We start from the raw sequence: 15,263 nt of genomic DNA, 5'->3' as shown, positions 1-15,263 counted from the left end.
ATTACTAAAGGAACATTCACTAATTATCAAAGTGAATATGATAAGGACACCCAACTTAAAAATTGAATGTCCTTTACCTATTATAGCTCTCCCTCGTCAGCGAAACTGTAATATCCTGTATCAGTAAGGATGATATGGTCTAAGATTTTTATTCTCATAATTTGGGCTGCATCCTTGACTTGCTTAGTAATTTCCATATCCTGCCTACTTGGTTTCAGATTACCACTTGGATGGTTATGTGCAAGAATGATGGCTACTGAATTGGTAAGTAATGCAGCCTGCATGATAACTCTCACATCAGCACAGGTTTCAGTAATTCCACCCTCTGAAATGAGCGTATAGCCTAAAACTTGGCTGGCTTGGTTTAGGAACAGCACTTTGAAATATTCCTTGTAACAGATTGTACCCTCTTTATATGTAGGGAGTAAGTATTTATAAGCGTCCTCTGAACTGACTACCTTATATATATTCTTGAATTTGGGTTTGTAAGATAGTTCCACTTCTCCCACAGTATAATCTATATTCATAATGTTGCTAATTTAAGTGTATAAATAGAAAAAGGACACCTAACTTAATAGATGTCCTTCTCATTAAATGTAATAATGTAGTTACTTCTTGGAATAGTGATATTTCATAGAGAATATATAAACCTCTATCATATCATCATGCACAGAATAGATAAGCCTGTGTTCTGAATTGATTCGCCTTGACCATTTACCTGCCAACTCATATTTGAGAGGTTCGGGCTTACCTATTCCAGTGTAAGGATGTTCCAATATATCAGCAAGCAGTTTCTTTATGCGTTTAGTCATATTGGGGTCATTTTTCTTCCAATATTCCCAATGCTCTTGTGCAATAGGAGTAAATATCAGTTTCATAATTCATCTAAATTTACTTCTATTCCTTTGCCTGCCTTTAAATCTTCTTCTCCTTTACGAATATCATTCATGGTCTGTTCAGACGACATAATATATTCAGTTTCCTTTAAAGAGTTATATTCTTCCAATGAAATCATTACTACTCCTGTGCCATTGCCACGATTAATAAGCACTGTGTCGCAATCGTCAATGACTGAATCAATATAACCTTTTAGATTGGCTCTTAAATCTGTGTAATTGGCTGTTCTCATAAGTTCTCCTTTCTATAATGCAAAGATATGTACTTATTTGCGTACTTACAAATTTAAATAGTTAATTATTAAGTATAAAGAAAGGACAACTAACTGAATAGCTGCCCTTTCCTCTCTCAATCAATAAGCCCATTTAATCAATGAACCATTTATATCTCTCATCACCATGTAAAGCTGCATTGATTCCCAAAGCTATTTCAGTAGCATTCAAAGAACGGTCTAAGAATGAATCAATATAGCTTGACTTGTTAGCTCCTGTAAGCGAGTTGTAGAACTTCCACATATTAAGCTCACTTCCAAAGCTGCCAAAGTTTTCGTCATTGATGTATGCTTTGGCTACGCTGTTAATCTGCGTATCAGTAAGCAACATTCTTGGTAATGCCTTTTGATAGCCTGTTGGCAGGCATTGATAAAGCCGCATCTTACCTATAATCTGACAGAATTGGTGTTCACTCATGGAAGTGTTACCTAATTGCTGCATCAGATAAAGATGTCTGGCAGGATTGTAGTTGTTGAACAGTTCCAAAGCAGCACGATAGAGTTCAGTTGTGTTGCTCACTCTCAAATCATCCTTGTAGCCATCAGTAAAGACACACATATTGCAACAGACTTGGTTTTTGAAGCCAATAGCCAATCGAAAGAGTTCTGGCACTTTCTTGCTGTATAAGTTCATCTGATTATAAGCCCTCACACCTACAATGGAAAGGTTGAGCTTGTTTCCTCCAACCGTTTCATAGATAGTAGAAATATCAATGCTGAAAGCTGCTCTTTCATAATAGATGGTCTTGTCTGATTCCAATAATTGATTAGCTGGCTTGTGGATGGCTTCTGGGATTCTTCCTTTAATAATGTGGCTCACACGAATATCTGCCTGTTCCACTCTCTCACCACTAAAAAATGATTGGGCTGCATCCTGTATGGTTTCCACAAATGCAGCATGGTTAATGGTAAGTTCGTTGTCTTTAGAGAACACAGGTGTAATGCAGTCATGTTTTAGATGACGCAAGGTTGCTTCCTGCGTGTTGGCTTCAATGAAATGGTTGGCAGGTTTTACAGGTTCATCCACGATGACGGTTGCTTCCTCTGCATATTCACCCAAATTCATTCTCTCACGATTGTTTGCCATAGCTGGCATGATAACTAAATTTCTCATAATGATAAATTGTTTAAATGGTTATTGATTGGATTAATTCTGGAATTGTCAAAGCCCATATCATTTAGGATTGCTCCATGACGATTTTGACTTCACTACAATTCGCTGAATTACATTTAAGCGATATTACAATTAGACTATATTACCATTATGTCTGTATTGTGTATCGCTTTAAGAAGTCCATGAATGATGTGAGGTGAATAGTAAAATTTATAATGGTTGAGGGGGTGGGTGGCTGTCTATCAATTCTCATTTTCCTTTTGCTTGGTGAGAGGGGACTAAAATGGTGGTATGGTATCTCGTGCAACATTTTGGGGATTGGGGTTATAAAATCCATTTTTTGCCTTAAATGTTGTACCCAACCTTAGAAATCCAGCTTTAAATGCTTCTAAATTCATAATAAGGCAGACTTAGGATTATTCGTACCATCTATTAATATAATAATAAACAGTACGAAAAATCCTGCTTGCCTGTTATTGGGGCTTGAATCCTATCTTAAACACGTTTTTTGAGTTGATGGGATTCCACTCCTTACGTTGTTTGGCTATATCATTGTCTAATAATAGTTCATTTGGAGTAAGCTCTATCCCTTTGGGTATATATCTTAACAGACCTGCACTATATAAATCCAGATTATAACTCTCAACACTTTTCTTACCCATCCCCAATTTATCAGCTAATTTATTAGAAGAAAGCAATATCTTGTTATCTTCTGCTATCAATAGGAGCTTGATATAATATCCTTTCACTTTAATATCCAAATTCACTTTCATAAAGAGGTAGGATAGTGTTATAAAGTTGGGATGGTCTATTGGTGGGATGCAGTAAAGACTTCTCATTGTAAATTCATATATAGGGTGGTTGATTGGTACAGGGTATCTCTTTCTAACCAACACTGCCTCTATGTCTTTATTGAAATTCTTTAGAGCTGTTTCTTCCTCTCCAGTCCGTTTGGCTAAATCCTTAATTCTCCATCTGACCTTATAATAGTCATTTCTATATAAGGACAGACAGAAGAACCTGTACAAATTGGGTGGATTGAGCTTATCCACTATTGATTTATTAATGGTGGCATAGTCCTGCCTAATGTTACTTGTCCTGCTTTGCAGGTGTCTTTGAGGTATCTTCATATTCATTAGTAGCTGATTGAACATTATTGGTAAACACTAAATCTTTCTTCTCTCGTTCCATCTTGTAATAGTAGGCAGTCCCAAAGTATATCTTGGCTTCCTTTCTATTTTGGAACTTCTTTCCTGTTGGCAAATGGATAATCATGTCAGTTTGAATATTAATGAGTTAATAAGCCAACTTCTGCAATGATATATAATAGGTAGTAACCTTTCCATTTTTCTTTCTCCTTGTCTTTAGATAGTTATTAAGATTAGCCCATAATCCAATATGGACTTTGTTATCTTTCACTCCCTGTTTAAGAGCCTTAGCTCTTATCTGCTCATAAGTAAATTCTTCCATTTTAGATATTCTGAATAGTTTGTAAGTCTGTTAATCTGTGTGGTGGAATTATCTGTTTATGGTATTATAAAGATAGTAATTCCATGAGTGGGGAACTAATGATAAGACCACACATTTAAGAATTGGACTTTAGACCATTCAGAATGTATAAGAATTTGGGGAGAGTAAGCCCACCTGTCAGATGGGCTTTGCTGTTGGTTTCTTATGCTTCCAGAGCTTCTTTCAGTATTTCTATGAAGTCATCTTCTTCTTTAATATCTTTCCAATTTGTTTCTGTATAGTTCAGCTCTTTCAATTTGTTTAATGCTTCAAATGCCTGTTCTTCGCTTGTGGATTTGGCATAACTGTTGAAGTCTTTGATGAAGTAACGTTTGGTAATGAAACTGACGCTCATGTTGGCTGCCTTGCATAAGTTGATGAACTTGTTTCCTCTTTCAATGTTAATTTCCACACCTTTTGGAAATATTATTTTTTCACCTTTTAAAGCCTTGTTTACTTGTTTGTCTGGTAAACTCTTACCTGTGTAAATCAGCATGGCGGTAGATGGGTTGAAGCCTTCATTCAGCAATTCCGCCACATTTTGGAACAGTTCATCTTTAGTTGTCAGAGAAGCTACAACCAATTTATCCCTCTTGTCCCAACTGCTGCCTACATTATTAATATCAACCAGATATTCTCCTACGTTTTCAATATCTCTTACATGAACATTTGGAATCAGATTCTGATATTCTCCTGTTGCAATCAGTTTGGCAAATGCTGTACTTCTATGCTGCCCATCAAGGATAACGAAGTAGTCTTTGGCTTCTTCTTTGGTAAGTTCCTTTCCATTGATGTCTGTTACAGTATAACCTGCTTCAATCAGCTTTGAGGCTTCCATTACGATAATGGGAAAAGCCTTGTCATATTTATTGGCGGCTATCAAAGCTATAAAGCCATCCACTTTCTTGGAATTTACAGGTCTGTTGTTCTTAACGAATGCTATCTTTTTCTGTTGTTCAGTTCTTACACCTGTTTCTTCATCCACTACTGAGAATGTGAAAAAGCTATTGACAGCTTTCTCTTTGGATATTCTTTCAAATTCCTGTGCCTGTTCCAGTTTGGCTTTGGCATTATCAACTACATTCTTTTGTGCTGCTATCACTGCTTCATTTGCATTTCTTTTAGTGAGACGCTGTAATTCCTTTTCTTCTTGATTCAAAACCTTAGTCAGTTCCTCTACGTTACCCATAGTTGCGTTATTTGATTCTACACTGTTATTAACCATCTTTGTTTCATTTACATTTAATGTTTTCATATTCGTTTGTTTTTAATTGTTATTAAAATGTTCTGTGCAATCGTCAAACCTATGCGCACTTGGCTTTCTGATTACGCTGCAAAACTACTTGCTTCTGGGCTGATTAAAAGAGAGAAAATAATGAGCGGTTTTGCTTTCCCTCTTAATTATTAGCTCGTCCGCTCTCGTTTTGACGGTGCAAAGATGGTATATAATGGCTGGATTAAAAGAGAGAAAAAAAGTCCTGCTTTTATGTACCCTCTTAATGGTATGAAGCAGGACTGTATTAATTATCAGAAGTTTATTAGAAGTATATGCTATTCGCTGTATCAATTCTTTTGTCTTTATATTGCTTGATATAGCCTTTTAAAGTAAATTCATCTTCTGAGAAATTCTTATTCGTGGACAGCTTGGTGAAGTGGATAAGCCTTGATATGAGTAATGTCTTACTAAGTGATATGGCACTTCCTTTCTTTTGTCTGATATTAAACTGCTTGTTATATGGCTCTAAATTGAAGAAGTCATTGAACATCTTATAGAACAACCATATCTGAACGGATTCCTTTTCTTCTGCTTGGATACTTATGCTGACTTGCTGGCTTTGCATCCAAGGGTGTTCCTCCATCTCCTTTAAGTTATTGGCAATGGTAGCAGCCAAATATCCTATGGCATTCTCATTATCAATTACTATCTGATGCTTGCCCTCCACCTTTACAGATACGGTGATAGGCTTTTTAAAACTTACTCCAAATTGGTTAATCTCCTTATGATTGTCAGCTATGGCTTTGGCAAATTTGGTGAGCTGTTCTATTCCAATGCCTGTGGCTTTCATCCCATCCAAGCACGTGCCACAAGTATAGTCAAAGATGAACAGGAGCAAAAACCAGAACTTATCTATATCAACTCCCAAACCTTTCAGAGTATTCTGTATATCCTCATGGGCTATATAATCTTCGTATGTGAAGTTGCCATATAGTTTATTTTGATTGCATCTCCTTATGAATATAGGTAAGGCGGTAGTGCCACAGACATATCTTTCTCCTGTGGATGTGTCTATATCTACGTCTGGAACATATTTTATGGCTATGGCTTCCATATATTCCAGACGGGTGTCAATGTTTATATAATCGTCCTTTAGTTGCTCCATAATTATTAGTTTAAGACAAAGTTAAAAAATAATCCCCACCTGCATTGCTGCAAATGGGGAATTATTGGCTTAGAGTAAATTCTTCATGGCATCATCTACTTGTTCATTATCAAATTGACTTAGATAGATTTGGGTGGTCTTAATATCTTGATGTCCTAATGCTTGTGATATAATTCCTATATTTACTCCAGACTTTTTTAAGATGGTTGCGAACGAATGCCTTGCAACATAGGTGGTAACTTCTGCTGTTATTTCTAATTCTTTAGCAAATGCTCTTAATTCTGTGTTAATCTGATGGCAGATTTTATGTACTCTGTTATTCTGCTGCATAGGTGTAACATGACGCTTATTATGCAGTATAGGAAACAAATAACCTGTCTGACGTTGATATAAGCTATATTTTTGAATAATCTGTTTGGCTCTATCTGTCAGCATCAAGTTTATGCTTCCATGTGTCTTTTGTCTTTGATAAAGCAATCTATTTTCTACAATATTCGTTTCTGTCAAGTGGGCTATATCCACAAACGAGATTCCACCACAGAGATAAGAAAACGTAAAAATGTCTTGTGTAAACTGCCGTTTCTCGCTTGCTTGACTGCAATCTGCATCTATGATTTTAAGAATATCATCTTTAGATAACGCTCTCTTAGCTGTCTTGGTATTGAAGCGGCTTAGTTTGTATTCTATGAATGGATTTTTATCTCTGCTGACAACTTTAGCTTCAATGGCTTTGTTAAATGTAGCTCTTAGTGTTCTGAATTGATAGCTGATAGTAACATCATTATTGCCTTTACAGCGCATCCACTTTTCAAACTTCTTGCAGAACTCTACATCAATATAACTAAAGGTGTAATTTAACTTCTTTCCTTTATTGAAATTCTTTAGTGTTCTGTACGAATTGAGATAAGCATAGCTTGTGCCTATTCTGCCATCTTCTTTCAGTTCTTTAATCAAAAATAAGTAGAACTCTTCCACTGTTTGGGCTTTAATATCTTCTTTCTGCCCATCAATTAAAGACAAGGTAGTAAATTCTTCATTTTTGATTTCCTTATCAAGCACTTTTGATTGGTAATCCATTTCTGTTCTCAAAATAATTTGCTTGATTTGGTTTCTGTTAGGACAATTAGATTTTGGTTGATTCTTGTCAAAATCCCAATGTTGAGGATTAACAGATATGCCCAAACTCCTCATGGTACGTTTCCCGTCTTTAGCTATTCTTACCATTAACGGTGATTCTCCATTTGCAAGCACTTTATGCTTGTAACAGATTACAGAAATTGATGCTTTCATTAAAATTACGGTTGACTTCTTGGTTGACTTTTACGCGTCAACCATCGCGTCAACCGCCATAGTTACAAGAACTACCTAAAACAAAAAAGCATCGACAATCATCAGATTATCAATGCTTTTTCACCAGTCGGGGTGACTGGATTCGAACCAGCGACCACACGCCCCCCAGACGCGTACTCTAACCGGGCTGAGCTACACCCCGAATTGCGGATGCAAAAGTACGGCTTTATTTTGAAATAGCAAATAATTCCTTAACTTTTTGCTCCTTTATTTTGTAACTTCTTTATATTCTTTATGCTAATAAGGAGCTTATACACCCATACATTCCCGATAAAAGTCGAATACCTCGAATATTGTTTCTTTGTCTGCCGTTTGATTCAAACAAATATCCCCGACTTCTTTAAGCAGTGTGAAGTTAATGATGCCGGCGGTATTTTTCTTGTCATGCTGCATCAGTTCATACAAGCGGTCATATTGTTTGCAATTAAAAGCAAAGGCTCCGTAATTCTCCTTGATAAACTGAATGGTTTGACGCATCTTTTCTTTAGGGAAGCCCGTTTGTATATGCGAAAGATAAAGTTCACATACTATTCCCCACGCTACGGCATAACCATGGAGTACCGGACGGTTTTCTGCCAAGGCAAGGCTCTCGAAAGCATGCCCTACGGTATGGCCGAGGTTAAGCACCTTACGTATACCATGTTCTTGGGGGTCTTGTTCTACAATATCTTCTTTTACTTGAACAGAACGGCCTACCATTGCTTTGAGAGCAGTATAGTTTATGTTTTCCGTATCGAAAGATAATAATTCTGTTAAATGTTCGGGAGTGCTGATTAGACCATGTTTCAGCATTTCGGCGTAACCGGAGAAGAAATTATGGGAATCGAGACTGCGTAAGAATTCGGTTTCCAACAATACGCTGGCGGCAGGTGCAAAAACTCCGATTTCGTTTTTCAATCCGTTGAAATTAATACCTGTTTTTCCGCCTACCGATGCATCTACCATAGCAAGCAAGGTCGTGGGGATATTGATATAAGCTATTCCTCGTTTAAAGGTGGAAGCGGCAAAACCGCCGAGATCGGTTACCATACCGCCGCCCAAATTTATTAATAGTGAGTGGCGGGTAGCTCCTTGCTCGCTTAAAGCCTGCCACACCGAAGTCAGCGTTTCCAGATTCTTATGCATATCTTCTGCTCCGATAATGATTTCGGCAGCATCTTGCAGTGCGGGAATACTTTGCAGTTGCGGCAAACAAAGACGGTGGGTATGTTCGTCGGTAAGGATGAAGAGCTTATCGTGAGGACACTTCTCAATGGCATGCGTCAGACTGCTTTCGAGTTTTTCGCAAAGGATTACTTCTTGTTTACTCATGAGAAAATTGCTGATTTATGATTTATTGCGGGACAAAGATAATTCTTTCGACAATAAATGCTACCTTTGTCTCACGAAAATAAATCTGAAACCATAATTCTGAAATCCAAATGAAAGCTTTACTTCCCGTATATTGTCGTCCGCTTGGATATTGTATAATTGCGCTCGCTTTGTTTCTGCCGTTCTTAATGGTGATGATGGGCAGGGTAACGGATGCTAATTTGCTGTTTTATAAGGAATGTTCCAAACTTTTGATGATGTTGGGGGCATTGATGATAATATTCGCTTTAACAAAAAATGAATGTAAAGAGGTGGAGGCAATACGTAACAAAGCTACGCGGAACGCTATGTTTTTGACGGTGTTTTTCATCTTTGGTAACATGCTCTATCGTGTGGCACAAGGTGATTTGATGTCTGTAGACTCCTCTTCTTTCTTGATATTCCTGATTATAAATGTTCTTTGTCTTGAATTTGGTATAAAGAAAGCGACTGTTGACCGGTTATTTAAGCGGAATAATCGATAATTAAATAAAATCAATCTGTTAGGCATTAAACCTTTTGTCCGTAAGTTTGTCAAATGAAGCAGTTACAAATAAACATTGTTGATCATTTAGAAGACAGGGCATGAAAAGAATTATCACCGGAGCAATGTTGTTGCTGGCAACGGCATTATCCGCTTTTTCACAAACAAAAAACATTACCGTCTCCGGTCGTGTGGTCGAGGATACGAACGAACCTGCGGTACAAGCTACTATTCAGTTACTTTCATTGCCGGACAGCGCCTATGCTGCCGGTGTCGCTACTACAGGAAATGGCTATTTTACCTTGCCGAAGGTGAATGCCGGGAAGTATGTATTGAAAGTTTCCTATATCGGTTTTAAGAATAAATTTATCCCTTTGCATCTGTATGCCAATGTACTGAATAAGAATGTCGGTACGGTAACGCTCGAAACGGATGCCATTATGCTCGCTGAAGCCGTGATAACCGCCGAAGCGCCGCAAGTACAAGTGGTGGAAGATACATTAATGTATAATTCTACCGCTTACCGTACTCCGGAAGGCGCGATGCTGGAAGAATTGGTGAAGAAACTTCCCGGCGCCGAAATTGATGACGACGGTAACGTGAAGATTAATGGTAAGGAGTTGAAGAAAATTATGGTAGATGGCAAAGAATTCTTTGGCGGTGATGTAAAAACCGGATTGAAGAATTTGCCCGTCGATATGATTGATAAACTGAAAACCTACGATAAGAAATCAGACCTGGCACGTATCACCGGTATAGACGACGGTGAAGAGGAAACGGTGCTTGACCTCACTGTGAAGAAAGGCATGAACAGGGGCTGGTTTGGTAATGCGGATGTTGCTTATGGTACGGAAGACCGCTATATGGCTCGTATGATGGTGAATCATTTTGTGGATAAAACGCAGTTCTCCTTGATCGGTTCGGCGAATAATGTCAATGACCAAGGCTTCTCGGGCGGTGGCGGTGGTCCGCGTTGGCGCAGAAATAACGGTTTGGTGGCTACTAAAACATTGGGTGCGAATTTCGCTACGGAAACATCCAAACTGGAAGTTGGCGGCAGCGCCCGATATAATTATAGAGGCGCGGATATTATCAGTACCAACTCCTCCGAACGTTTCCTGCAGAACGGAAACTCGTATTCAAACTCCAATTCCGTCAATAGGAACAAGAATATAGACTTTAATGCTGATTTCCGTTTGGAGTGGAAGCCGGACTCAATGACCAATATTATTTTCCGTCCGAACTTCTCTTATGGTAAAACGAATAATGCTTCCGGATCGGAGTCGGGAACATTCAATATCGATCCGTATAGTTTGGTTGCCAACCCGAACGATTTCCTCAATTTCGACCAGATGACAGATGATCCTTTGGAAGATATTCGTGTCAATGCTACGAACGACGCTTCTTTAAGTAAAAGTAAGAGTATCTCTACAGCGGCTACTTTGCAGCTGAACAGGAAACTTAATGACAGAGGACGTAATGTTACTTTTCGCGGACGTTTTGGTTACGGGGATAACGATAACGACCAATATACGCAGTCAGAAACTCGTTACTATCAGATATTGAATGCATTGGGAGGTGACTCCATCCTGTATCGTAACCAATACATTACGACTCCCACCCGCAATTATAATTATAGCGCCCAAATTACATACAGCGAGCCGATTGCACGGGCTACTTTTTTACAGTTCAGTTATCAGTTCCAGTATAAGTATAGTGAGAGCGATAAGACTACGTTTGATATGTTGAGCTTTCCCGAATGGGATATCAACGGACCATTACCCGCAGGATATGAAACGCATCCGGTGGATAGTTTGGGCAAATATGCAGAGTATAGGTACTATAATCATGATGCGTCTGTATCGTTGCGTTTCATCCGTGAAAAGTATCAGTTGAGCGCGGGAATGTCTTTCCAGCCGCAACATTCGGTACTGTCCTACAAACGTGGTGATTATATGATTGATACGACACGTAACGTATTTAACTTTGCTCCGAATATTGATTTTCGCTACCGTTTCTCCAAAGTGAGCCAGTTACGTTTCATGTATCGTGGGCGTAGCAGTCAGCCGAGTATGGAGAACTTATTGCCGATTGCCGATAATTCAAATCCACTGAATATCAAAGTGGGTAATCCCGGCCTGAAACCTGCGTTTACGCATAATATGCGTTTGTTTTATAATACATATAACGCAGAACTGCAGCGTGGTATGATGACGCATGTCAGCTTCTCGACGACTCAGAATAGTATCAGCAACAGTACGATATATAATGAGCAAACCGGTGGGCGAACTACCACTCCGAAGAATATCAACGGTAATTGGAACGCTTTCGGCATGTTTGGATTCAATACGGCATTGAAGAATAAGAAGTTTACGATAAATTCTTTCTCGAATATCAATTATGCCAATAATGTAGCTTTCCTATACAATAAGGATACAAAGGTGGACGATAAGAATACCACTACCGGATTAACGCTGAGTGAACGGTTGAACGGAGCTTATCGTAACGATTGGTTTGAATTTGGACTGAACGGTTCTATTTCTTATACGGCCGAGCGCAGCAAATTGCGTCCGGAGAATAATCAGGAACCTTATACCTTCTCTTACGGTGCTTTGACTAATATAACGATGCCCTGGAAGATGACGCTTTCTACCAATATTACCAATCAGAGTCGTCGCGGCTATACGGATAGCAGCATGAACCGTAACGAATTGATTTGGAATGCCCAACTTTCGCAGTCTTTCCTGAAAGGTGCGGCTACTGTAAGTTTTGAGATGTACGATATACTGAAACAGCAGAGTAATATCAGTCGTTCGTTGACGGCAGATGCACGTTCGGTATCTTCTTATAACGGTATCAACAGCTATTGTATGCTGCACTTTATTTATCGCTTGAATATCTTTGGCAGTAAGGCTGCTCGCGAAAGCATGCAGGGGCGAAGAGGGTTTGGCGGCCCTGGCGGCCATCCGGGAGGACATCGGGGCGGATTTGGCGGTGGGCGTCGTCCGTTTTAATGTTAATCAATGTAATAGGTCGTAAAAATCCCTTTGTTTTTTATACATTTGTTTTACTCTTTATGACAAATGTATGTTTGATTGGAACCTCATAGCCAGCCTGATTGCCACAGTAGCATTTGATATAATCTATTTTGGTGCAATTATCGGAACAATTACGGTCATCATCCTCGACAACCGAAATCCGGTAAAGACGATGGCGTGGATATTGATATTAATGTTTCTGCCATTAGCGGGGCTTGTGCTTTACTTCTTCTTCGGTCGTAGTCAACGGCGTGTACGTGTCATCGGGAAGAAGAGCTACAACCGTTTGCTGAAGAAGCCGATGGCGGAATATCTTGCCCAGAATTCGTGTGTACTTCCGATGAATTACAGCCGTCTCATCGCCCTGTTCCGTAATACTAACCAAGCATTTCCCTTTGACGGAAACCGTGTGGAAGTCTATACGAGAGGGCTTTCCATGCTCCAATCCTTGTTGCGCGAGTTGCAGAAGGCTACGAAACATATCCACATGGAGTTCTATATTTTTGAGGATGATGCCATTGGGCGTATGGTGCGAGATGTATTGGTAGATAAGGCAAGACAGGGGGTAGAGGTGCGTGTTATTTATGATGATGTGGGATGCTGGCATGTTCCCCACCGTTTTTATGATCAGATGCGTGAGGCGGGCGTGGAAGTGCGTAGTTTTTTGAAGGTTCGTTTTCCATTGTTTACCAGTAAGGTGAACTATCGTAATCACCGTAAGATTGCGGTTATTGACGGGCGTATCGGATTTGTCGGCGGAATGAATTTGGCAGAGCGTTATATGCGCGGATTCTCTTGGGGTATCTGGCGTGATACTCATATTTTGCTGGATGGTAAAGCTGTGCACGGCTTGCAGACGGCGTTTTTGCTCGACTGGTATTTTGTAGATCGTACTTTGATAACGTCCGCCCGCTATTTTCCGAAAGTCGATAATTGCGGAACCTCGTTGGCGCAGATTGTAACAAGTGAACCGATAGGCCCTTGGAAAGAGATTATGCAGGGACTTGTCATGGCGATAACCGGTGCACGAAAATATTTCTACATACAAACTCCTTATTTCCTGCCGACGGAGGCCGTTGCCGTAGCAATGCAGACAGCGGCTTTAGCAGGAGTTGATGTGCGTTTGATGCTCCCTTACCGTGCAGATAACAGACTGACGCATTTAGGCTCTTGTTCTTATTTGGCAGAAGCATTACGGGCGGGAGTGAAAGTTTATTTCTACAAAAAAGGATTTCTGCACTCCAAATTGATGGTTTCGGATGATGAATTATCTACTGTAGGCTCTACAAATGTGGACTTCCGTAGTTTTGAACATAACTTTGAAGTGAATGCATTTATATACGATACTGAAACGGCTCTCCAGATGCGTGAGATATTTCTGCAGGATCAACGGGAGTGTGTACAAGTATTCTCCAAGAACTGGGAAAAACGACCGTGGTATCGTAAGGCGGCAGAGAGTGTGGTGCGTTTGCTGGCACCACTTTTATAGTTGAAAGTTGATAGCTGAAAGGTGAAAGTTTCACTGTGCGGCAAACTCTCAACTTTCAACTTTCAATTTAAAAAAGGAGAAGTTTACGCTACCGTATACTCTTCTTTCTACAAAATGAGGATGGCTTTCAAAATTATTGCTTTTTCCATGTTCCAGAACAAACAGACCGTCTTCTTTTAAAAGGTTATTTTCAAAAATCAGGTCAGGTAGAGTTTCAAGTCCTTTTAGCTCGTAAGGCGGGTCGGCAAAGATGAAGTCGAACTGCTCTCGGCCGCCTCGTATGTATTTGAATACATCACCGCGGACGGGTAGACATTTGTCGGTTTTCAGTTCTTGCATCACTTTACAGATAAAGGCGTAATGGTCACGGTCTCTTTCTATACTGATAACCTGGTCGCAACCTCTGGACACAAGTTCTATGCTGATACTGCCTGTACCGGCAAACAGGTCAAGGGCACGCACACCCTCCTCAAAGTCGAGATAGTTGGATAGTACGTTGAACAGGTTTTCTTTGGCAAAATCCGTAGTCGGGCGTGCTTTGAATGTATGAGGCACATCAAAGCGTCTTCTTTTATATATTCCGCTGATTACTCGCATAGGTTAATGGCTTGCAGGTCAAGATTAGTGGCAGGGTTCATGATGAATACCTGTCGGATGAATTTTCTCAGTTCGGGCAGCAGTTGCTCTTTGTCGGACAGTTCGCCGGTAAGGTGAAGTTCGTCGCGTTCCTGTTCCATGCCGAGTTGTTTCCATATATAGAGGATGTAGTAGATACGGTCGTTGGCTTCCTTGCACGCAAAAGCGTTGGCGAATGTCAACCGGCCACGTTCGTAGGTGTATATGTCTACTGCTTCTTTACGTAGATGTACATACATTTTCCGGCAGTTGCCCAGCCGGCTTTTAGTCGCAAAGTATTCTATAAACGGACTTGCTTGAGAATAGAAACGGATGTTCGGATATTGTTCCCGTAAAAGTGAATAAGTACTTTTATCCATACCGAACAGTACGACTATATTGTTTTTGTGCAGAATATTATATTGTACCAGTTCGTTTTCCTGCTTGGGGTGATTATGATAGAATACGGTTTCTACCTGTTCATCCTCAAAAAACTCTAAAGGAATGAATGTGAAGCGCTTGTTTGCCATGAGCACATTGACACGGCGGAAAGCGAAGTTCAGCCATTCCACTTCCCGGAAAGTTTGTTTCAGGTTGGCGGTTAAAGATAAAGAATCATCTACCTCACGCTCATAGAAAGAAACTTCACCGTCGCCGAGAGGGTTGAATATAGAAAAAGAAAATCCATCCGTACTGAGACGGATGGATAAGGTATATTGTTCCGATTTACTAAAATCAGTTGTTTCTATCATACGTATTGTCGGT

Annotated in this window: 15 protein-coding genes and 1 tRNA gene; 3 read left to right on the top strand and 13 right to left on the bottom strand. The window is 39.8% G+C overall.

All coding sequences use genetic code 11. The features are described 5' to 3' along the window. Positions 1-80: 80 nt before the first annotated feature. From BHV73_RS11790 to aroB, 11 genes are all read right to left on the bottom strand, one after another. On the bottom strand, positions 81-527 hold the full coding sequence (locus BHV73_RS11790; protein WP_087412380.1) for a JAB domain-containing protein: 447 nt from the start codon (positions 525-527) through the stop codon (positions 81-83). A gap of 81 nt (positions 528-608) precedes the next feature. Next, positions 609-878: a Txe/YoeB family addiction module toxin gene (locus BHV73_RS11785; RefSeq protein ID WP_087412379.1), complete on the bottom strand. Its 270-nt coding sequence runs from the start codon at positions 876-878 to the stop codon at positions 609-611. Then, positions 875-1,129 carry a type II toxin-antitoxin system Phd/YefM family antitoxin gene (locus BHV73_RS11780; protein WP_004292581.1) on the bottom strand — a complete coding sequence of 85 codons (255 nt, stop codon included), beginning with the start codon at positions 1,127-1,129 and terminating at the stop codon, positions 875-877. The genes BHV73_RS11785 and BHV73_RS11780 overlap by 4 nt, the downstream gene beginning before the upstream one ends. Before the next feature lie 133 nt (positions 1,130-1,262). Beyond that, the gene (locus tag BHV73_RS11775) at positions 1,263-2,282 is read right to left on the bottom strand and encodes a DUF3871 family protein (RefSeq protein ID WP_087412378.1); all 1,020 of its coding nucleotides are present in this window, start codon (positions 2,280-2,282) and stop codon (positions 1,263-1,265) included. 473 nt (positions 2,283-2,755) lie between these two features. After that, on the bottom strand, positions 2,756-3,412 hold the full coding sequence (locus BHV73_RS11770) for a hypothetical protein (protein ID WP_087412377.1): 657 nt from the start codon (positions 3,410-3,412) through the stop codon (positions 2,756-2,758). Continuing rightward, positions 3,372-3,557: a hypothetical protein gene (locus BHV73_RS11765; protein ID WP_087412376.1), complete on the bottom strand. Its 186-nt coding sequence runs from the start codon at positions 3,555-3,557 to the stop codon at positions 3,372-3,374. Before BHV73_RS11765 ends, BHV73_RS11770 begins: the two co-directional genes overlap by 41 nt. Positions 3,558-3,954: 397 nt before the next feature. Continuing rightward, on the bottom strand, positions 3,955-5,046 hold the full coding sequence (locus BHV73_RS11760; RefSeq protein ID WP_087412375.1) for a hypothetical protein: 1,092 nt from the start codon (positions 5,044-5,046) through the stop codon (positions 3,955-3,957). Positions 5,047-5,329: 283 nt separating this feature from the next. Beyond that, positions 5,330-6,172 (bottom strand): hypothetical protein, encoded by an 843-nt coding sequence (locus tag BHV73_RS11755; RefSeq protein WP_087412374.1) that lies wholly within the window; start codon positions 6,170-6,172, stop codon positions 5,330-5,332. A gap of 69 nt (positions 6,173-6,241) precedes the next feature. Next, positions 6,242-7,462 (bottom strand): site-specific integrase, encoded by a 1,221-nt coding sequence (locus BHV73_RS11750; RefSeq protein WP_087412373.1) that lies wholly within the window; start codon positions 7,460-7,462, stop codon positions 6,242-6,244. Positions 7,463-7,589: 127 nt separating this feature from the next. Further along, a tRNA-Pro gene (locus BHV73_RS11745) sits at positions 7,590-7,664 on the bottom strand. A gap of 107 nt (positions 7,665-7,771) precedes the next feature. Further along, positions 7,772-8,833, bottom strand: a complete 1,062-nt coding sequence (gene aroB, locus BHV73_RS11740) for a 3-dehydroquinate synthase (protein WP_087412372.1) — start codon at positions 8,831-8,833, stop codon at positions 7,772-7,774. A 110-nt stretch (positions 8,834-8,943) separates the two neighbouring features. Between aroB and BHV73_RS11735 the strand changes: the two genes are divergently transcribed. The 3 genes from BHV73_RS11735 (at position 8,944) to cls (ending at position 13,883) form a co-directional block, all read left to right on the top strand. Continuing rightward, entirely contained in the window at positions 8,944-9,357 is a 414-nt protein-coding gene (locus tag BHV73_RS11735) for a hypothetical protein (protein WP_009122959.1), read from the top strand. Positions 9,358-9,457: 100 nt separating this feature from the next. Beyond that, positions 9,458-12,370, top strand: a complete 2,913-nt coding sequence (locus BHV73_RS11730) for a TonB-dependent receptor (protein ID WP_087412371.1) — start codon at positions 9,458-9,460, stop codon at positions 12,368-12,370. 73 nt (positions 12,371-12,443) lie between these two features. Further along, complete coding sequence (gene cls, locus BHV73_RS11725) at positions 12,444-13,883, top strand: cardiolipin synthase (protein ID WP_087412370.1); 1,440 nt, start codon at positions 12,444-12,446, stop codon at positions 13,881-13,883. Positions 13,884-13,931: 48 nt separating this feature from the next. Here the strand turns inward: cls and rsmD are convergent, their stop codons facing one another. Together rsmD and BHV73_RS11715 are read right to left on the bottom strand one after the other, a co-directional pair. After that, entirely contained in the window at positions 13,932-14,480 is a 549-nt protein-coding gene (rsmD, locus tag BHV73_RS11720; RefSeq protein WP_087412369.1) for a 16S rRNA (guanine(966)-N(2))-methyltransferase RsmD, read from the bottom strand. Then, positions 14,471-15,250: a DUF3822 family protein gene (locus tag BHV73_RS11715; protein WP_087412368.1), complete on the bottom strand. Its 780-nt coding sequence runs from the start codon at positions 15,248-15,250 to the stop codon at positions 14,471-14,473. The genes rsmD and BHV73_RS11715 overlap by 10 nt, the downstream gene beginning before the upstream one ends. Positions 15,251-15,263: the final 13 nt, after the last annotated feature.

Origin of the sequence: Bacteroides sp. 44_46 (assembly GCF_001915465.1) — a bacterium.
Classification (GTDB): Bacteria; Bacteroidota; Bacteroidia; order Bacteroidales; family Bacteroidaceae; genus Bacteroides; species Bacteroides clarus.
This window is presented reverse-complemented; position numbering and strand designations above follow the sequence as displayed.